The following is a 19069-nucleotide window of genomic DNA, read 5'->3' as shown; positions in this document are numbered from 1 at the left end:
TCTGCAAGCTCAAACCTTTTTGAAATTGTATTTTGTTTTTAGGCATGTCCCTCCTCCTGTTTTTTAGAGGTATTATGACACACCTGGTAGGACAAATAGTGTCCTACCTCAATACTCTTCTCACCTCGACTGAACTTTAGGGGTAATCAGAAAAGCTATTAAAAAAGTGTAATTTAACTTCGCCTGTTACTCCACTCCCAGGAGGCAAAAGCAGATCAACGTTTGAAGACATTTATCACACGACCCAAACAATAAAAAACAACAAAATCAAATCCATAATACTTGTTACTTCAACCTACCATATGCCTCGCGCACTGTTTCTTCTTAAATTAAACCTCAGCTTTTTAGATCGGACCTCTCTCACACAATACTTCCCAGTACCAGTACAACAAAACCGGTTCTTCCGGTTTAAGCGTACTTGAGGTGAAAAAGATATAGAAAAAAGAATGGACATGTAGTCCTTATCAAAGCGACCAAGCAAAAGATAAGGAGGATTCTACATGTCCACGAGTCTACTTTACCACGGATTCGGTATAGTTGGATATACCTATATCCGGACCGATTATCGAGAAGGTAATATCATTTACACAATATCGAGGAAGAGGTTCAATCTCCGTTGCCCGGTATGTAAAAGCAAGCGGATCATTAGGCATGGTTCTCTGCCTCGTTGGTTTCACGCCCTGCCCATAGGGAGGAAAGCGATCTATATTAAAACCGAGGTCCACCGAGTTGAATACAAAGACTGTAGAGCCATACGCCAGTCAGAGATTGGTTTTGCAGATCCTCGTTTGACATACACAAGATCCCTGGAAAGGTACGTGCTCAATCTGGCTAGATATATGACAATTTCAGATGTTTCAAAACATTTGGGTTTGAGTTGGGACCTTATTAAAAGCATTCAAAAAAGATATCTTCAAAAGAAGTATAGTCACCCCAATCTCAATGAGTTGAAGCAAATTGCCATTGATGAGATCTACGTCGGGTCACGAGGCTATCTTACAGTTGTAATGGATATCCATAACGGTGCAGTGGTTTTTGTCGGCGATGGTAAAGGTAGTGAAGCCCTGGAGCCATTCTGGGCAAGGCTGCGGCGATATCGGAAGGTGAAGATTGAAGCTGTCGCGATAGATATGTCACCGGCATATATCAAAGCAGTAGGTCAAAATCTGAAGAAGGCGGTAATCGTTTTTGATCATTTCCATGTGATCAAAATGATGAATGAAAAGATATCCGACTTCAGGAGACATCTGCATAATGTCACAGCAGATAAATTGCAGCGATCAGTTCTCAAGGGAACCCGCTGGTTGTTGTTAACAGCGAGAGAGAAACTTGAAACCAAAGAAAAATCAGTAGAGCGCTTGAGACAAGCCCTGGAAATTAACAAGCCCTTAGCCACGGTGTACTACATGAAAGAGGATTTGCGACAAGTTTGGGGTTGGGGTGATGATAAGCAGGCTGCCGAATGGCATTTGAAGAGTTGGATAGAGATGGCCAGAAACTCAGGCATAGATATGTTGTTGAGGTTCGCGAAAACCCTAGAGAGGCACCTTGATAGCATATTGGCCTATTTTGATTTTGATGGTTTATCCACAGGACCTCTTGAGGGAACCAACAACAAAATAAAAACTATGCAGAGGAAAGCATATGGCTATAGAGACATGGATTTTTTCAAACTGAAGATAATGGCACTTCACGAGACAAAGTACGCTTTAGTCGGATGAACCGCAAAAATCATCTTAAGACTCTGATTGAGAGTACAAATCTATGTCATTTTGACAATTCGTTGTCTTTAAACCTGTCAGCATACAAAGTTGCTGCAGCTACAAGATAGTGCTCACATAGAAAACCACATTTTACATGAGCATTTTGATTACAAACTCAACTACATGATTTCATTTTTTAAAATAGACTATCGCAAAAAACAGTGTGTTTTTCGTTTCAAATCAAAAGCTCACCCTTCGGATCAATAGATTTTTCCGCAGGTGCAGCGTTACAAGCCGCTTGCAGTAATTTACTACCGGAGTCTGCGCTTACCCTGCTTCATGGCTTGTGCCTCAACCTGCGAAAAACTTTATTGATCAAAAATGCGGGTTAGACTCCTGACCAACCGAAAAACAAATATATAACGAAGCCGAATACATTTAACATCTTGACTATAGTATCGCTCGACGATACTATTTGACTATGATTAAAAGTTTCAAATGCAAAAAGACTGAGAAAGTCTACATAAGGAAAACGGTGAAGGCCTTTCCTGAAAACATTCTTGTCAGAGCAAGAAGAAAGCTTTTAATGATCAATGCGTCCTCTTCTGTGAAAGATCTTGAAATTCCACCGGCTAACAGACTGGAAAAGTTGACCGGGGATCGTGAGGGGGCATATTCGATTCGTATTAATGATCAATGGAGGATTTGTTTTTATTTTAAAAACGGTGACGCTTTTGATGTAGAAATAGTGGATTATCACTAAGGAGACGCACCATGACAAACTTAATAGCTCTTGAGCACCCAGGATTAATATTACAGGAAGAGTTTCTTGAGCCCTTAGAGCTGTCGGCATACAAAGTTGCTGCAGATACAGGATTGAGTCGGACTGCACTTGGAGAAATCATCAAAGGAAAACGATCAATCAGCGAGAAGACTGGGCTTATACTTGCTCGATACTTTGGCCTTTCTGATGATTATTTTCTCAAACTGCAAATGCATTATAATTTAGATAAATTAAAGCAGACAGAAAAAGAATCTCTTAAGAAAATTGTAAAATTTGTTCAAAAGAAAAAGACAAAATCGGCTGGAGATGATTTGCTCAAGGCCTAATTGATTGTTTTCATTCAACAAAATAAGAAATTAGCTTGAATGCGCCGCACTAAAATTTTTGAGCCTTGTTGTATGTTGAAAAGCGCGTTGACAAAAGATTGTAGTCAATTGGAGAGCTCGCCTTAATCATGCTCCATTAATACAGGGCATGTTTTTATACCTCACTAATCAACAATATGTTTCTCAGTGAACTGAGCCAGCAGTTCATGGATATTGTAGGGCGGACGGACCTGGAAGTAGTGGTCCACAATGGAGTGCCCGATTTCATGGGCGATGACCCGGAGTTTGGTGTCATCGACAGAGATGTAGATGGTCTTTTCCTTGAGGGAATAATAGGCGATATGGTTGGCGGTTTTACCATATTTCGTCTTATACATTGCCCCAACCGCCCTGCGGTCAGGAAGCAGCACAACGGTGATCCGAAAGTTCGCCGGGAACATATCCAGCACAACTTCCGCCTTTTCAATAATGACATCAAGCTTGGCAAGGACCTCATCCTGAACGGTGACTATCTGCTTGTTTTTCAGATAGTAGCCCAGTTTACGCCCCAGGACAAGCTCATCGTTAAAATCACGGAGCAGCTGTTGATTGCTATAACGCAATGTCACATATCTGCTTTGCAACTCGGCTTGAGCCCCTGGAGGAATCAGAAGAACCAGCAGAAAAAACAGCAGTATGCTGATTGTTCGTCTATTCATTCCTGGCAGTGTAATATTGGCAATGTTTGGCGATCTTGCAGTTGTACTCCTGCATGGACCAGCAGAGGCTGGCAAGCTGCTCTTTTTCGTTTTCCGGCAGGTTCAGTGCTGCAACCTGGTCGATAAGAACCTTGAGCGCCTTGCTGTTTTGACCGATTTCCTGGAAAGTGTTGGATGCCTTACTGTTGAAATCATTTATCTTTTGTGCAAGCTCCTTGCCTTCATCCTTTTCACGCAGATGAATGGTGGTGTTCAGCCTTCCTTTCAGCATATCATCCAGGGTTGCTTCAAATCGATATAAAGGGCCTACAACCCTGTGAGACAGGAGCAGGGAGGCGAGCATGACAAGGCCGCCGCCAAGCACGATAAGCAGCCAGTTGGCGGCAAGTCCCTGCTTAAAAAGCATTAAGGGCGTCTGACCCAGTTGCAGCTCCTGGTTTGAATAGGAAATCGTCAGGGAATCTGCCGACAGAAAACCCAACAGCACATTAAAGAGTATGCCACCACCTACCACAATGAGGAATGCACTGAGAAGCAGTTTCCCCTGATAATCTTTTTTAATAAAATACTTTCTCCGTTTCATCGATTTACCCATGGAATTTCTTAACCGTTATGAATTGTAATGGAGGCCTTGTTACGTAACTCATGGAGCCAGGCATCAATCTGCTCCTGGTGTTTGTACTCTTCAAGCATCTTTTTGACATGCTCGCGGTCCGGAAGTGCAGGCTGAACACCGGAATCTTCGACCACCTTGTCCAGTCGGATGGCGTACCGATCACTTCCGGTATCAAATTTTATCTGATACTCGCCGGGGCGAAGACCTGCGAGCAGCATTTTCATGGAATCGGCAAGATCATCAAAGAGCACTTCGTTTTGCGGCCCCTCATCTGAAGCAATGGTCGCTGTCTCCTCCACGGTTACCGGCAATCTTGTAAAGGTAACCCTTTTCCCGGACAGATTGAGGTAGGCGTCAATCTCGGCTTCGGTGACCACAGCTGTAGGTGCATCGTACATGCGGTCCATCAAAGTTTTGATAAGAGATTCTTCATAGAAGGTTTTAAGCAAAAGCCTGAAACTTTCTTCTTTATCGAGATTCTGACGCTGTGCTTCCTGAATCAACAGTTCACGGGTTATGGCGGAGTCTAGTAATTCTGCATACTCGTCACTATGGTAGCCTGCCCTCTTTCCTTCCGTGGTAAGGGTATTTTTAGAGAGATTATGACCATTGACGGTGGCCGCAACATTGTTTACATCCATCTGCTTTTCGGGCCAGACAAAGTAGAGGGTGAACAGGGTTGCAACCCAGATAATACCGGCTATTGTGATGATATACTTCATAAGGGTTTCTTCTCAACTGGTTAAGAAAATGATGACCTCGTAAAAAGCTCGACCTGCTTCGTTTATAACATTTCACGAGTGTATCAAATTTGATCCGTTATAGACAGATTTGTCTTCAAGATTATCGTAAAAATGAAATAAATTACAAATGGATAATTGATATAGAGAATATTTATTTCGAAAATTTTATGCAGTGTAGCATTTGCCATAATAAAAATAGAGTTTTTCTGTTATGATCTAACCTTAAATCACACCTGCCAGAGTACACCTTATACTCTTCAATACACACGGAAAAGAATATGCACAGCTATAAAGAACGTCAGGAAGAACTGCAAAACGCCCCCAAAACCTGGCTTATCACCGGTGTCGCCGGCTTTATCGGCTCCAACCTACTGGAAACTTTGTTAAAACTTGACCAGAATGTTGTCGGCCTTGATAATTTTTCAACGGGATTTCAGCATAATTTTGACGAGGTCGAAAAGCTGGTAAGCCCCAAGCAGTGGCGGCGTTTCAAATTTATACAGGGTGACATCTGTTCTCTGAATGACTGTAACGCAGCCTGCGCGGGTGCGGATTACGTCCTTCATCAGGCGGCCCTTGGCTCTGTACCAAGATCTATAGTGGATCCTATCACGACCAATGCAAATAATATTACCGGCTTTCTCAATATGCTGGTTGCCGCGCGTGACGCCAAGGTGAAACAGTTTGTCTATGCGGCCTCCAGCTCAACCTATGGGGACCATCCGGATTTACCGAAAAAGGAAGATGTCATTGGAAATCCGCTGTCACCCTATGCGGTCACCAAGCTTGTCAATGAGCTGTACAGTTCTGTTTTTGCCAGAACCTATAATTTTAATCCCATTGGGCTGAGATACTTTAACATCTTCGGCCAGCGACAGGACCCCGATGGGGCTTACGCCGCAGTTATCCCAAAATGGTTTGCCGCCCTGCTTAAAGATGAGACGGTATTTATCAACGGGGATGGTGAGACCAGCAGGGATTTCTGTTTTATCGAAAACTGCGTGCAGGCAAACATCATGGCGGCAACGGCTGAAAATGATGCTGCAAGAAACCAGGTGTATAATGTAGCCTATGGAGAGAGGACAAGCCTGACTGAACTTTTTGAACTGATTCAGCAGCGGGTCACCGGCCATTATCCTGAAGCCGCCAAGGCAAAGCCAACCTACCGGGATTTCCGTGCAGGAGATGTGCGCCATTCGCTTGCCGATATCGGCAAGGCCAGGGAACTGATTGGCTATAATCCCAAGTTCTCTATCGCTGAAGGCCTTGATAAGGCAGCGCAATGGTACATCAATAAATTTCTGTAAAAATGTGAAAAAAAAGGGGCACCGTTCTTACAAACGGCGCCCCTTTTTCTTTAAGACTTGACGAAACCAGTGCGGATCATCTGGTCAAGTATTTCTAAAAGAGCCGGAATCTCATGATCTACCCCGAGTTCATCGGGAAACATGATCCATTTTCGCAACAGTCCGTTGATAAAAACCATCGTTGTCAGGGTGGCGAGATGCACATCAAAGGATACAGGAAGCTGTCCTCTGGCAATGGCCTGATTGTAGACCTTAGTTATAATACATTGCCCTTCTCGAAAATGGCTCAACTGCATCTGGTAGGATTGATCATCTTCCGATTCGCTGTTATTTAGAAAAATTTTCAGCATCTGCAAACGCCTGGGATGTTGGGACAAGCCACGAAAAAGATCCAGATATGTCTTCTTTAATAAGCCCAGAGTGTCACGCTCCTCACCTTTTTCAGCTGCGCTGTTCACAGCCTCAAAAGGGGAAAAGACATCATCCCACAGAACTTCCAGCAGATCTTCCTTATTCTTGAAATGCCAATAAATCGCTCCCCTTGTCACCCCGGCTTCCTGGGCAATCTCCACAAGTGTTGTGCGGGACACCCCCCGAACCGCGAAAATCCGAACAGCCGCATCGATTATGGTCTCCCGCGTTTTCAGAGCATCTTCCTTGGTTTTTCTGGCCATCTTTATAGTTGCTCCATCATCTTGCCTTATATTTTCAATAATTTGAAAAATTCTCCACGCTCTTTACTTCTGTTTATCTCTCCAAAATGAACGTTAGCCAATCAATGCCAGCCTCCGCCGAGTACCTTGTACAGATTGACCTGATTTTCCAACTGGGCAAGCTTCATTGTGAGAAACGATTGTTTAGAACTGTACAGTGAGCGCTGGGCATCAAGAAGGGTGAGAAAACTGTCCACTCCCTCCTCGTACCGGCTTCTCGCCTGTTGAAAATAATGTTCGGTTGCCTCCAGATTTGCCTGCTGTGCCTGTAACTGGTCCCTGTAGGTATCAACAGCAACCAGGGCATCAGATACTTCACGAAAGGCGGTCTGTATTGCCCGTTCATAGCGAGCTACATAAATTTCTTTCTCTATTTTTGCCACATCGAGTTCGGCGGACAGCCGGCCAGCCGTAAAGATCGGCACGCTGATGGAGGGCGCAAACATCCAGGCACCAGAACCACTCTCAAACAGACCTGAGAGGTCATCGCTGCTCACTCCAGCGCTGGCGGTCAGGCTTACCGTTGGGAAAAATGCGGCCCTGGCCGCACCTATACTTGCATTGGCGCCTTTCAACTCATGCTCTGCTGCCATGATATCAGGCCGCTGGAGCAGAACCTCCGATGAGAGGGACTGGGGCATTGCAGCCAGGGGTTGGAATTCCCGCAACATGCCCTGCTCGGGCAGGACTTTTTCTGAAAGAGAGGTCCCAGTCAACAGATTGAGGTAGTGATAGTCCTGGGCGACTTGCCTGCGGTACATGGCAAGGTTAGCCCTGACGGCTTCGAGGCTGGAACGGGCCTGGGCCAGTTCCAGCTCTGTTGCAACCCCGCCATCGACTCGCTGTTTCACAAGGGCATAGGATTCTTGTTCTACACGTTCCGTATCCTGGGAAATATGCAACAGCTCCCGGTCAGAGAGCCAGCTGAGATAAGCCCTTGCAACCTCGGAGACCAGACTCAGTGCAGCAGTTTTGCGTGACTCTTCCATGGCCAGGTACTGCTCGAGGGCCTCATTGCTGAGACTGCGGATCCGGCCAAACAGGTCAAGCTCATAGGAGGTCACACCAACCTGCAGGGAATAGCTTTCACTTGTCACATGGGAGGAATTATAAAGAGTGCGCAGTTTGCTTCCATCCCCTTCTCCCGATACCGTCGGTAACAACTTCGACTTCTGGATCCGGTACTGGGCCTGGTATGCCTCCACATTCAAGGCAGTTTCCCGCAGATCACGGTTATTGGCCAGTGCAGTTTCAATAAGGTCCTGAAGAACGGGGTCGGTAAACACCTCTGCCCAGCCCAGCTCTGAAACATCCCGGGTCTGCCCAGAACCGGCAGCTTGTGGTAACTCACGGAGGTATCGATCACCCAGAGTTGAGGCCACGGGTAATTCCGGAGACTGATAGGCCGGAATCATGGAACAGCCACTTACAGCAAGAAGCAAGGCTCCTAAAAAACACTTTTGTATTTGTTTTTTCATCATCTTATTGCCCCTCTACCAGCGCGACTGAGGACTTTGTAATTTTTCTTGGTTTAAAGAGGCGCATAACAACCACAAAAAAGAGTGGGATAAAAAAGATAGCCAAAACGGTTGCCGATAACATCCCGCCAAAAACTCCGGTACCAATGGCATGTCTGCTGTTTGCGCCTGCGCCGGTACTGATGGCCAGGGGCAGAACACCAAGCATGAAAGCCAGAGATGTCATGAGAATCGGGCGGAGCCGCATCCGGCAGGCCTCAACAGTTGCCTCGACCAGATCGGCACCTTCATCATAGAGAGATTTCGCAAACTCCACGATCAAAATGGCATTTTTGGCCGACAGACCAATGGTGGTTAAAAGCCCCACCTGGAAATAAACATCGTTTTCCATCCCTCTAAAATAGGCTGCCATAAGGGCTCCAAGCACACCGAGAGGAACGGCCAGCATAACGGAAAAAGGTACCGTCCAGCTTTCATAAAGCGCCGCCAGACAGAGAAAGACGACCAGAAGTGAAATGGCATAGAGTCCCGGTGCCTGGGAACCAGACTGCTGTTCCTGCAGGGATGTTCCCGTCCATTCATAACCGATTCCTGCAGGCAGCTGGGCCACCAGTTGACTGATCGTTGCCATGGCGTCACCACTGGAAAGGCCGGGAGCGGCCTCACCGACTACTTCCACCGCTGGATTTCCGTTATAACGTTCAAGACGCGGCGAACCGTAACTCCAGTGACCGCTGGAAAAGGTCGAAAACGGTACCATTTTATTGACGGAGTTGCGCACATACCATTTTGAGATATCCTCAGGCTGCATCCGGTAAGGGGCATCGGACTGGAGGTAGACTTTCTTGATCCGGCCATTATGGATAAAGTCGTTTACATAGTTTGAGCCCCAGGCTGTAGAGAGAGTGGAGTTGATATCACTTACCGATATTCCAAGCGCCATTGCTTTTTCATAGTCAATATCGACATTATATTGCGGTGTATCCTCCATTCCATTTGGACGAACACGGGTGAGGCCGGGATTTTGTGCCGCCATCCCCAGAAGCATGTTTCTTGCTTCCATCAGCTTTTCATGACCGAGCCCTGCCCTGTCCTGTAAATAAAAATCAAATCCTGTTGAGGAACCAAGTCCCCTTATGGCAGGCAGGTTAAAGGCAAAGACCTGAGCCTCTTTAATGGTATAGAAATAGCCCATGGCTCTGCCTATGATCGCGTCAACAGACTGATCCTTACGCGGACGTTCGCTCCAGTCTTTTAAACCCACAAACACCAGGCCCATATTCTGGCCGGTACCTGCAAAGCTGAAACCTGCCACAGTAAAAACCTTTTCAACATTTTCTTTTTCCTGGGTCAGGTAGTGATCACGAACCTTATTGAGAACCGCCTGAGTACGCTCCTGGGTGGCTCCTGTTGGTAGCTGGACCATGGACAGGAAGACACCCTGATCTTCCGAGGGCAGGAAAGATGTTGGCAGTTTAGTGAAAAGATACCCCATACCGCACACAAGAAGGACGTAGATCAGACCAAAGCGCCCGGCACGTTTGACAATGTAGCCGACACTGCGGCCATATCTGTCCGTATTGCGGATAAACATTCGGTTGAACCAGCCGAAAAAACCGCCTTTTGCAATGTGACTACCGGCTGCCATAGGTTTTAGCATGGTGGCACAGAGTGCCGGTGTAAGGATGATTGCAACCAATACCGACAGGGCCATGGCAGAGACGATGGTCACCGAAAACTGACGGTAGATGGCACCGGTCGACCCGCCAAAAAAGGCCATGGGAATAAAAACGGCAGAGAGCACCAGAGCAATACCGACAAGAGCGCTGGTGATCTGCTTCATCGATTTTTTAGTGGCTTCCTTCGGAGAAAGGCCTTCCGTTGCCATGAGGCGTTCCACGTTCTCCACCACGACAATTGCGTCATCGACCAAAAGACCGATAGCCAGAACCAGGCCGAACATGGTCAGGGTGTTGATAGAAAAACCAAAGGCGGCCATGACTCCAAAGGTACCAAGAAGTACGACTGGCACGGCAATGGTCGGAATAAGCGTTGCGCGAAAGTTCTGGAGAAACAGCAGCATTACCAGAAAGACCAGGACAATGGCCTCAACGAGGGTATGTGCCACCTCTTCAATGGAGATTTTTACAAAGGTTGTGGTGTCATACGGATAGACCACCGTAACCCCGGCCGGGAAATAGGGCTGCAACTCGGCAAGCTTTGCGCGAACCGCTTCAGCGGTGTCAAGTGCGTTGGCACCGGTTGCCAGCATGATACCCATACCTGAAGCCGACTGACCGTTGAAGGTGGTGGTGGTCGTATAACTCTCACCGCCGATCTCTATCCGGGCCACATCACGCAAGCGTACCTGCGAACCATCGACGTTGACACGAAGCAGGATATTGCCAAACTCCTCGGGGGAGCTCATCATTGTCTGAGCCATCATACTGGCACTGACCTGCTGGCCTGCAACGGAGGGAACCCCGCCGAGGTCACCTACAGCAACCTGATTGTTCTGAGCACTGATTGCTGCACTGACGTCACCGGGTGTCATCTGGTAGCTGTTGAGTTTATGAGGGTCAAGCCAGATACGCATGGCATACTGACTGCCGAAAATCTGGATGCTGCCGACACCTTTGGTGCGGCTGAGGGGATCTCTCAGGGTTGACACCATAAAATCCGAGAGGTCGTTTTTATCCATGCTGTTATCTGTTGAAATCAGGCCGACAACCAGGAGGATCGTGGTGTTTGACTTGGCAACCTGCAATCCCTGCTGCTGCACTGCCTCTGGGATCTGACTTGTCACCTGCTGGAGTTTATTCTGCACCTGGACCTGGGCAATATCCGGGTCGGTGCCTGCCTTAAAGGTCAGGGTGATTGAGACACTCCCTGCAGAAGAACTCTGGGAATTCATATAGAGCAGGTTATCAATACCGTTCATATTCTGTTCGATAACCTGGGTCACGCTGTCTTCGACGGTTTTAGCCGACGCTCCAGGATAACTTGCAGTAATCGTTACCGCAGGAGGCGCAATCTCCGGATACTGAGAGATCGGCAGGCGAAGAATGGACAAGGCTCCGGCCAACATAATTACAATTGCAATAACCCATGCAAAGATGGGACGTTCTATAAAAAATGCTGCCATGATCTACTCCACCTTCGCAACGGCTTGCGTCTCTTCTGTTTGCCCGGTGACCATTCCAACCACGGGAGTCTCTCGTTCTATCGCATGTACCGCGACCCCCGGCTTCACCTTCTGCAATCCGGCCACAATAACCTTTTCACCGCCTTTCAGACCAGAGTTTACCATCACCTTGTCGCCAATATTCCGGCCGCTTTCAATAATGCGGACTTCCACATTTGACTCATCATTCACCACCATGACCACGGCCTGGCCCTTAACATTTCGGGACACACTCAAAGCTGGAACCAGAATGGCATCTGCTTTCATACCACTGACAATATTTGCCCGGACAAACATACCAGGCAGCAATTCCCCACGTGGATTGGCTACAATAGCCCTTAAGGTGATACCACCTGTCGTCTGGTCCACGGTAACATCAGAGAACTCCAAGGATCCTGTCTCCCCGTACTGAGAACCATCTTCCAGAATGATTGCAACCTCACGCCGCATCGCGGTATCGCCTGCAACGGCACCGCTTGACAGATCTTTTTTGAGTTTCAGCAATTCCATACTCGACTGGGTCACATCAACATAGAGTGGATCCAGCTGCTGAATTGTCGCAAGTGCTGTGCTCTGTTGGGCGGTTACCAGTGCACCTTCAGAAATCATCGTCTTACCGATACGTCCACTGATTGGTGCAGTTACCCTGGTGTAATTAAGATCGATGCGAGCACTGTTGAGCGCCGCCTCAGCTGAGGCAACATCGGCTACTGCCTGTTTCCAGGTCGCCTCGATCTCTATCTGATCAAGCTCACTCACCGCCTTGGTTTTAACCAAAACCTTGTATCGTTCTGCTTTTAATTGTGTTGAGTGTTCTACCGCCCGGGCTCTTGCAAGTGCAGCCTCTGCACTATCGACCTTAGCCTGATAGACCGCCGGATCAATCTGATAGAGGAGCTGTCCTGCGCTCACTTCACTGCCCTCAACAAACAGCCTTTGCTTTATGATCCCGTTGACCTGGGGTCGTACTTCCGCCACCCGAAAAGCCGCTGTCCGGCCAGGCAGTTCAACCGCCAGTTCTGCAACCTGTGGAGTGACAGTGACCACATCCACTTCAACGGGCCCAGGTGCTGCCATTCCCGCCTTCTTCGTCTCCTGCTGGCAGCCGCCAAGCAGCAGGCAGGTCAGCATCACCACAGGAATCAGTCTCATTTTATTCAATATCATATAGTTAACACCTTTGTTTTGTTTGGAGTTATGGTCTGTCCAGACCTGAGGTACACAGCGATTATTTACGGATCAGACTTATACATACATTCATGCATGTATGCAAGATTTTTTGTGAAGAATTATGCAAATTGTCTCTTAAAAAGAACTCCCAGGTTCATGACAGCTTCCTTGTTGTGGTGGAAGGAAGGCTGTCAGCTAATTTCCTCGGCGCTTGAGAGCAGCGACCAGAAAATGGTAGAGCTTTTTCCACCAGGGTTCACGAACACAACGTTGAACAATCACTCATGTTTTCTTAAAGGACAATTTTTTGCCAGTCTTTCTTGAATACTCATTCAACCTTAACCACTTTTTTTATGAAATACACAACAAAAATTGAAAACTTAAGAACAACATTTCCCTCTATATGATACGGCTGGTTTATCTTGCGCTTGGCAACTGCTGTCATGGTTAAAAAGTTTGAAACAATTTCTATCGAAGAGTATCTATTGTTGTATCAAATCTGAGGATTGTACATCTGCACACATCTCAACCTTCTTTTTTAAAAAATTATTTTTTCATCAGCAGATGAATCCATCTTGGCGGATCATAAATGACAGAAAAGACAAAGATATCCCACCCCGCTTCAGCGGGCGTCACCTTGACTAACTATTATTGGATCGGAATTGTTGCGGCAACCTTTGGCATAACTTTCGTGGTCTTGCTGAATATGTTCACCCCACTTCAAATTGCCGTGAATAGTATATCAGAACAGGGCCGAACAACCTCTACAACTACATTTGCAAGTATCGTTCTTCCTCGACTGTTCTTGATACTTTTTATTTCTTACACCGTCATAATCCTAGGTTTGAGACAGTTGCTCAAGCCCATAACAATTTGTCTACGAACAGATCAAAAAGGAGGAACGCCAAATAAAAAACAGTTGCAGGCGGCCAGAAAAAGACTGTTGAGACTCCATATTCTCTTTGCCCAGATGAACATATTACTCTGGTTTTTCCTACCTGCATTGGTTGCCACGGGGGCAGTCATCAACGATACGCTGGATTACAAGACAGCCATTATTTTTTCTGCCAGGGCAAGTATGATTGGTCTTATCTCCTCTTCAATTGCTACCCTGCGGATAAAAATCGCTTCTCGCAAGACACTTATTCCCCTGTTTTTCCCTGCAGGGGTGTTAGACCAGACGGAAGGAAGTACCCCGAGCTCCCTCGGGCGACGGATACTGATTGTGAGCCGTATGGCCGCCTTAATCCCTATAATTATCCTCCTTATAACCCTCCTGACGGTCCAGTGGGAACTTGAAAACGTGTCTGTTTCCGCCGAGGTTTATGGAAAAGAACTGATCATCTTCACCCTCATTCTTACGGGTTGGGTGTTTTTATTTTCAACTCTCCTCAGTCGACTGCAAACGCGCATAATTGTAGAGCCTATACATGATCTGGTCACCAGACTTAAAGGTGTTGAGCAGGGAGAGTATAACGAAAAAATTCTTGTCACCTCAAGCGACGAAATTGGTTATGCCGGAACCGTTGTGAACGCCATGACAAAGGGCTTGAAACATCGATTGGCCCTGCAACATTCTCTCAATCTTGCAGGCCAGGTTCAGCAGAATCTCTTGCCTAAAAGTAACCCTGTTGTTCCCGGACTCGATATAGCAGGACTGAGCATTTATTGTGATGAGACAGGTGGAGACTACTATGATTTCATTCATTTTGAGGAGAGAAATAGCAGCAAGATAGGTATCGTCATCGGCGATGTTTCCGGCCACGGTATTTCCTCTGCATTGTTGATGGCCACAACCCGTGGTTTTCTTCGCCAACGCACGGCTCTGCCTGGATCTATCTCGGAGATAATTTCAGACGTGAACGTTCAACTGGCAAGAGATGTGGGTGACTCAGGCAATTTTATGACCATGTTTTACCTGACAATTGATACGCTGAATCAGAGTATGGAATGGATACGTGCAGGTCATGACCCTGCCATACTCTATGATCCCAAATCCAACTCCATCTCTGAATTGAAGGGGCCTGGAATTGCACTCGGAGTTGATCCAACCCACCAATTTACAAAAAATAAGGCAGTAACTCTTGACGAAGGACAAATAATTTTACTCGGAACAGATGGCATTTGGGAAGCCAGAGATCCTCATGGCAAAATGTTTGGAAAGAGGTCCGTGAATAAAATTGTAATGGAGAACTCACACCTCAAGGCCGCAGAAATCATTGACAAGCTTACACGTGCACTCTCTACATTTCAGGGAAATCTTGCCGCTGAAGACGATTTTACCTGCGTCATCATTAAAACCTCTTCTCCAGATAAGGATTTGGTTGGAAAATCAGGAAAAATAGGACCAGAAAAAGTACATTAATTTATCGCATTGTGATTATTGTTTCTTCACCTCAGCAAACGGGACTCTTGCCATCCTGCAATCTCGCTTTTTTGAGATAATATTTATATTCGATGAAAGACAGCAGATAAAACAACCTTGAATAATCGTTCAATAACTGTATTGACAAGTGATTTTCAAGACTATACTTTGGTCGATTCATCAAGAATAAGCCGTACATTCCAAAAAGATCAAGAGAAACAGTATAATAGCTTGTCGCTGTCAAGGACCTGTACAAACTTACGGAATGTTGGCAGGTAACGCCTGGAAGAAAGATGATGACAAAAATACCGACGTACTCTTATCAATCAAAAACTCAGTTAGACAGTCATGTCGTTACAAATATTCACCGCTGGTTTTGTCGTCAGTTCTGCGTTATAAAAGCTACATCTGAAAGCTTCGAAGATGTTAGCTACGCTCCCCTGCGCATTCACCATATAAGCGGTTTAACAATACCAACTCCCCTTTAGTGACCAAGAAGAGTATCCCTATGCCATCTCACTTAGAAAGCCAGCTACAACTCCTGAAGAACCATGATACGCAGTTATTCCTCAAAGGCGTGCTCCATGGGATCGAAAAAGAAGGCCTGCGAGTTGATGGATCAGGGGCGCTTTCTCTTCTTCTGCATCCCCAGGAACTTGGGGCTCCACTGACAAACGGTTCGATTACGACTGATTTTTCCGAATCACTCCTGGAACTCATTACTCCGGTATTCTCCGATCCGGCAACGACACTCGATTATTTGCAGGCGGTCCATCAATTTACCTACTCCCACCTGGACAATGAGTTGATCTGGGCGGCAAGCATGCCTTGCCATATTGCTGATGCGTCGCTGATACCGATCGCTCAATTCGGTAAATCAAACAAAGGACAGATGAAACATCTGTACCGTGTTGGCCTTGCCCACCGTTACGGGAAAATGATGCAGAGCATTGCAGGTATTCACTATAACTTTTCTCTTCCAGACGAGTTCTGGAAGGCCTACCAAAAGCTCCAGGGTGACCGGGAAAGTCTGCAAACATTCAGGTCCTCATCCTATTTTACACTGATACGAAACTTTCGCCGTCATTCCTGGCTTCTCTTGTATCTTTTTGGTGCCTCGCCTGCGATTTCCCGCTCGTTTTTAGCGGGTAAACAGCACAACCTCGAACCATTACTGGAAGATACCCTTTTTCTTCCTTACGCGACCTCACTTCGAATGAGTGGTCTCGGCTATTCCACAACGGCACAGTCCTCGCTGAGTATCTGTTTTAATCATCTCAAAACTTATATAGAATCACTGACAAAGGCGATTCTCACCACGCATCCGCTTTACGAGAAGATAGGAGTTAAGGTTGACGGTCAGTATCGACAACTCTCCACAACTGTACTGCAGATTGAAAATGAGTATTACAGCGATGTACGACCCAAAAGAGTACCAGAACCTGGTGAAACGGCCTTACTGGCTTTGAAAAACCGCGGCGTTCAGTACATCGAAGTACGAAATACTGATATCAACCCTTTACTGCCTCTGGGCATTGACCTGCGGCAGGCGCTCTTTTTAGATATTTTCCTGATCAGCTGTCTGCTTATGGGAGATGACCTGTTAAGCCCTGAAGAATGCAAAACGGTCACTGAAAATCTACAGAGCGTGACCACGAGAGGCCGTGAGCCTGGTCTTGAACTCCTCTGTCCCGGGGGTAAAATAAAGCTCAAAGATGCGGGCATCAAACTCATGGATCAGATGGACCAGACAGCCGGGCTACTCGACTCGGTTCACAACACAGGTATATATAGCGAGGCCCTGACATTTCAACGTGCAAAACTACAGGAGTCCGCGCTCACACCATCTGCGCAGATTCTTGATCGCCTTACGTCCTCAGGCCTTGAGTACACGCAGTGGGTGGTAAATATGAGTAAGGAGCATAAACAAACCCTGCTGCAGAGCCCCAAAGATGAGGCATTACTCACAAGTCTTGCCCGCCAGGCATCAGATTCCGTTACAAAACTCAAAGAAATCGAGGACAATGACACCCTGGATTTTGATGAATTCCTGCGTCGCAACCGGACGGGCGGCATCGAGAAATACAGCTAACCTGGATTTCTTCCATGAGCATTTTGATTGCAAACACAACTTGATTGATCAGAAATTCGGGTTAAAGGCCACCTTGAAAACCGACGGTGGGGAAATTACCCCGAAAAAAGAAACTGCAACCGGCACCTCTCTTTGCCATTTACGACAAATGATCTCCCAACCAGGCCAGCTGAAGCCGGTCTGGCCAGCGATTGTAAAGATTTTCCATTCCAGACACCTTTCTTTTTGCAGAAAGAATTATACTTTATAGTACGTTGTCGTCAATACAAGCAGATTCACATGCTTAAACAGTGTTCTACTGGCCAAAAGCAAAAGGAGACACAGTATGCGTATAGGTGTTCCAAAAGAGATTCATACGGGTGAAAAACGGGTAGCAACAACCCCGGAGGTTGCTACACTATTACAAAAGCTGGGTTTCGAGGTCATTGTCGAGACCGGAGCGGGTGCTGCCGCAAAATTTACCGATGACGCCTTTCGGGCCGCCGGGGCAAAGGTGGTAAACGACAGCCAGACCCTCTACAATGAAGCGGAGATCATCCTCAAGGTTCGTCCCCCAAAAACCGACAATGATCCGGCAGCCAGGGAAGTTGATCTCCTGCGGGAAAGACAGACCCTTATCAGTTTCATCCAGCCCGGTCAAAACCAGGAGCTCTTAAAAGAGCTGGCCGATAAAAAGGTTTCTGTGCTGGCCATGGATTCAATACCCCGTATCTCACGGGCACAGAAGATGGACGCTCTCAGCTCCATGGCAAATATTGCAGGATATCGGGCCGTCGTCGAGGCCGCACAGCATTTTGGCAGGTTTTTCACAGGACAGATAACGGCCGCCGGCAAAATCCCTCCGGCAAAGGTATTGGTTATCGGAGCAGGAGTCGCCGGACTTTCGGCCATAGGTGCTGCGAGAAGTATGGGAGCCATCGTCCGGGCCTTTGATACCCGTCCTGAAGTCAAAGAGCAGGTTGAGAGCATGGATGGTGAGTTTTTGATGCTCGATTTTGCAGATGAAGACGGCTCCGGTGAGGGTGGCTATGCCAAAGTCATGAGTGAGGAATTTATCAAAGCCGAGATGGATCTCTTTGCCCGTCAGGCCAAAGAAATTGATATCATCATTACCACAGCGCTCATCCCGGGAAGACCTGCTCCTGAGCTGATCACCGAGGCTATGGTTGAGACAATGAAGGAAGGAAGCGTTATTGTCGATCTTGCAGCCGAAATGGGCGGTAACTGTAAACTCAGTGAACCGGACCAGGTGGTAGTAAAACACGGCGTCACCATCATCGGTTATACGGATCTTCCCTCTCGGCTGGCCACCCAGTCCAGCCAGCTCTACGCCACCAACCTTCGCCATCTTCTAACCGATCTGACACCAGAAAAAGATGGCAGGATCGTTCTTAATATGGACGATGAGATCATTCGTGGAGCAACCGTCACCCACGCAGGTGAAATAACCTGGCCACCACCAGCCCCCAAACTTTCAGCCGCCCCGAAAAAACAACCCACGGCTGCGCCGGTAAAACCTGTTCTTGAAAAAAAGCAAAGCCAGGTTCCTGTGATTGTCGGTCTTGTCATAGCCTGTTTTGGTTTGCTGGGGCTTGGAAGTGTCGCCCCTCCTGCCTTCATGTCCCATCTTACCGTTTTTGTGCTGGCCTGTTTTGTCGGCTATATGGTGGTCTGGAATGTCACTCCGTCGCTGCACACACCCCTGATGAGCGTTACCAATGCCATTAGCAGTATCATCGTAATAGGTGCACTGCTGCAGATTTCCTCTGATCGGTTTCTCATCGTATTTCTGGCGGGAATCGCGGTTTTGATTACCAGCATAAATATTTTTGGTGGCTTTGCCGTCACCCATCGCATGCTGAGCATGTTCAGAAAGTAAGGGGGGATCAC

The 19069-nt window shown here is 47.0% G+C and carries 15 protein-coding genes and 1 pseudogene; 8 read left to right on the top strand and 8 right to left on the bottom strand.

Annotation, left to right across the window (positions count from 1 at the left end; all coding sequences use genetic code 11):
- Positions 1-215: 215 nt before the first annotated feature.
- A pseudogene (locus FCL48_RS25975) lies at positions 216-422 on the top strand (ElyC/SanA/YdcF family protein); the annotation flags it as partial.
- Between the two features lie 90 nt (positions 423-512).
- Here the strand turns inward: FCL48_RS25975 and FCL48_RS25550 are convergent.
- Complete coding sequence (locus FCL48_RS25550; RefSeq protein WP_240744908.1) at positions 513-653, bottom strand: hypothetical protein; 141 nt, start codon at positions 651-653, stop codon at positions 513-515.
- On the opposite strand from FCL48_RS25550, the gene FCL48_RS20725 reads away from it, so the two are divergent.
- From FCL48_RS20725 to FCL48_RS20715, 3 genes are all read left to right on the top strand, one after another.
- Entirely contained in the window at positions 591-1721 is a 1131-nt protein-coding gene (locus FCL48_RS20725) for an ISL3 family transposase (RefSeq protein ID WP_240744907.1), read from the top strand. The two genes, FCL48_RS25550 and FCL48_RS20725, sit on opposite strands and share 63 nt — an antisense overlap.
- 463 nt (positions 1722-2184) lie before the next feature.
- Positions 2185-2466, top strand: coding sequence for a type II toxin-antitoxin system RelE/ParE family toxin (locus FCL48_RS20720; RefSeq protein ID WP_136875241.1), 282 nt, complete (start codon positions 2185-2187; stop codon positions 2464-2466).
- 11 nt (positions 2467-2477) lie between these two features.
- Positions 2478-2813, top strand: coding sequence for a HigA family addiction module antitoxin (locus FCL48_RS20715; RefSeq protein WP_136875239.1), 336 nt, complete (start codon positions 2478-2480; stop codon positions 2811-2813).
- Positions 2814-2977: 164 nt separating this feature from the next.
- Here FCL48_RS20715 and FCL48_RS20710 read toward each other — a convergent pair whose 3' ends face one another.
- Genes FCL48_RS20710 through FCL48_RS20700 form a run of 3 tightly spaced genes read right to left on the bottom strand, consistent with a single transcriptional unit; the run spans position 2978 to position 4849 of the window.
- On the bottom strand, positions 2978-3511 hold the full coding sequence (locus tag FCL48_RS20710; RefSeq protein ID WP_136875237.1) for a hypothetical protein: 534 nt from the start codon (positions 3509-3511) through the stop codon (positions 2978-2980).
- On the bottom strand, positions 3504-4094 hold the full coding sequence (locus tag FCL48_RS20705) for a methyl-accepting chemotaxis protein (protein ID WP_136875235.1): 591 nt from the start codon (positions 4092-4094) through the stop codon (positions 3504-3506). The genes FCL48_RS20710 and FCL48_RS20705 overlap by 8 nt, the downstream gene beginning before the upstream one ends.
- Before the next feature lie 20 nt (positions 4095-4114).
- Positions 4115-4849 carry a hypothetical protein gene (locus FCL48_RS20700; protein ID WP_136875233.1) on the bottom strand — a complete coding sequence of 245 codons (735 nt, stop codon included), beginning with the start codon at positions 4847-4849 and terminating at the stop codon, positions 4115-4117.
- A 299-nt stretch (positions 4850-5148) separates the two neighbouring features.
- Here FCL48_RS20700 and FCL48_RS20695 point away from each other — a divergent pair, with 299 nt between their 5' ends.
- Positions 5149-6177 carry an NAD-dependent epimerase/dehydratase family protein gene (locus FCL48_RS20695; protein ID WP_136875231.1) on the top strand — a complete coding sequence of 343 codons (1029 nt, stop codon included), beginning with the start codon at positions 5149-5151 and terminating at the stop codon, positions 6175-6177.
- Positions 6178-6227: 50 nt separating this feature from the next.
- Here the strand turns inward: FCL48_RS20695 and FCL48_RS20690 are convergent, their stop codons facing one another.
- The 4 genes from FCL48_RS20690 to FCL48_RS20675 form a co-directional block, all read right to left on the bottom strand.
- Positions 6228-6851 carry a TetR family transcriptional regulator gene (locus tag FCL48_RS20690; protein WP_136875230.1) on the bottom strand — a complete coding sequence of 208 codons (624 nt, stop codon included), beginning with the start codon at positions 6849-6851 and terminating at the stop codon, positions 6228-6230.
- Between the two features lie 101 nt (positions 6852-6952).
- The gene (locus tag FCL48_RS20685; RefSeq protein WP_169309305.1) at positions 6953-8368 is read right to left on the bottom strand and encodes an efflux transporter outer membrane subunit; all 1416 of its coding nucleotides are present in this window, start codon (positions 8366-8368) and stop codon (positions 6953-6955) included.
- Between the two features lie 4 nt (positions 8369-8372).
- Positions 8373-11513 carry an efflux RND transporter permease subunit gene (locus tag FCL48_RS20680; RefSeq protein ID WP_136875228.1) on the bottom strand — a complete coding sequence of 1047 codons (3141 nt, stop codon included), beginning with the start codon at positions 11511-11513 and terminating at the stop codon, positions 8373-8375.
- 3 nt (positions 11514-11516) lie between these two features.
- A complete protein-coding gene (locus FCL48_RS20675) occupies positions 11517-12719 on the bottom strand; it encodes an efflux RND transporter periplasmic adaptor subunit (protein ID WP_136875226.1) in 1203 nt (400 codons plus the stop codon).
- A gap of 592 nt (positions 12720-13311) precedes the next feature.
- Between FCL48_RS20675 and FCL48_RS20670 the strand changes: the two genes are divergently transcribed.
- The 3 genes from FCL48_RS20670 (at position 13312) to FCL48_RS20660 (ending at position 19058) form a co-directional block, all read left to right on the top strand.
- Complete coding sequence (locus tag FCL48_RS20670; protein ID WP_136875224.1) at positions 13312-15087, top strand: PP2C family protein-serine/threonine phosphatase; 1776 nt, start codon at positions 13312-13314, stop codon at positions 15085-15087.
- 508 nt (positions 15088-15595) lie between these two features.
- The gene (gene gshA, locus FCL48_RS20665; RefSeq protein ID WP_136875222.1) at positions 15596-17179 is read left to right on the top strand and encodes a glutamate--cysteine ligase; all 1584 of its coding nucleotides are present in this window, start codon (positions 15596-15598) and stop codon (positions 17177-17179) included.
- A 325-nt stretch (positions 17180-17504) separates the two neighbouring features.
- A complete protein-coding gene (locus tag FCL48_RS20660) occupies positions 17505-19058 on the top strand; it encodes a Re/Si-specific NAD(P)(+) transhydrogenase subunit alpha (RefSeq protein WP_136875220.1) in 1554 nt (517 codons plus the stop codon).
- The last annotated feature ends 11 nt before the right edge of the window (positions 19059-19069 follow it).

The sequence above is a fragment of the Desulforhopalus sp. IMCC35007 genome, from assembly GCF_005116575.1.
GTDB lineage: Bacteria > Desulfobacterota > Desulfobulbia > Desulfobulbales > Desulfocapsaceae > Desulforhopalus_A.
The sequence above is the reverse complement of the archived record's forward strand: the minus strand, read 5'-3'. Positions and strand labels throughout refer to the sequence as shown.

What these genes read in the sequence shown, in the direction of transcription:
- FCL48_RS25550 (WP_240744908.1), bottom strand. Translation starts at nt 653, where the DNA reads ATGCCTAATGATCCGCTTGCTTTTACATACCGGGCAACGGAGATTGAA.
- FCL48_RS20720 (WP_136875241.1), top strand. Translation starts at nt 2,185, where the DNA reads ATGATTAAAAGTTTCAAATGCAAAAAGACTGAGAAAGTCTACATAAGG.
- FCL48_RS20715 (WP_136875239.1), top strand. Translation starts at nt 2,478, where the DNA reads ATGACAAACTTAATAGCTCTTGAGCACCCAGGATTAATATTACAGGAA.
- FCL48_RS20710 (WP_136875237.1), bottom strand. Translation starts at nt 3,511, where the DNA reads ATGAATAGACGAACAATCAGCATACTGCTGTTTTTTCTGCTGGTTCTT.
- FCL48_RS20705 (WP_136875235.1), bottom strand. Translation starts at nt 4,094, where the DNA reads ATGAAACGGAGAAAGTATTTTATTAAAAAAGATTATCAGGGGAAACTG.
- FCL48_RS20700 (WP_136875233.1), bottom strand. Translation starts at nt 4,849, where the DNA reads ATGAAGTATATCATCACAATAGCCGGTATTATCTGGGTTGCAACCCTG.
- FCL48_RS20695 (WP_136875231.1), top strand. Translation starts at nt 5,149, where the DNA reads ATGCACAGCTATAAAGAACGTCAGGAAGAACTGCAAAACGCCCCCAAA.
- FCL48_RS20690 (WP_136875230.1), bottom strand. Translation starts at nt 6,851, where the DNA reads ATGGCCAGAAAAACCAAGGAAGATGCTCTGAAAACGCGGGAGACCATA.
- FCL48_RS20685 (WP_169309305.1), bottom strand. Translation starts at nt 8,368, where the DNA reads ATGAAAAAACAAATACAAAAGTGTTTTTTAGGAGCCTTGCTTCTTGCT.
- FCL48_RS20680 (WP_136875228.1), bottom strand. Translation starts at nt 11,513, where the DNA reads ATGGCAGCATTTTTTATAGAACGTCCCATCTTTGCATGGGTTATTGCA.
- FCL48_RS20675 (WP_136875226.1), bottom strand. Translation starts at nt 12,719, where the DNA reads ATGATATTGAATAAAATGAGACTGATTCCTGTGGTGATGCTGACCTGC.
- FCL48_RS20670 (WP_136875224.1), top strand. Translation starts at nt 13,312, where the DNA reads ATGACAGAAAAGACAAAGATATCCCACCCCGCTTCAGCGGGCGTCACC.
- gshA (WP_136875222.1), top strand. Translation starts at nt 15,596, where the DNA reads ATGCCATCTCACTTAGAAAGCCAGCTACAACTCCTGAAGAACCATGAT.
- FCL48_RS20660 (WP_136875220.1), top strand. Translation starts at nt 17,505, where the DNA reads ATGCGTATAGGTGTTCCAAAAGAGATTCATACGGGTGAAAAACGGGTA.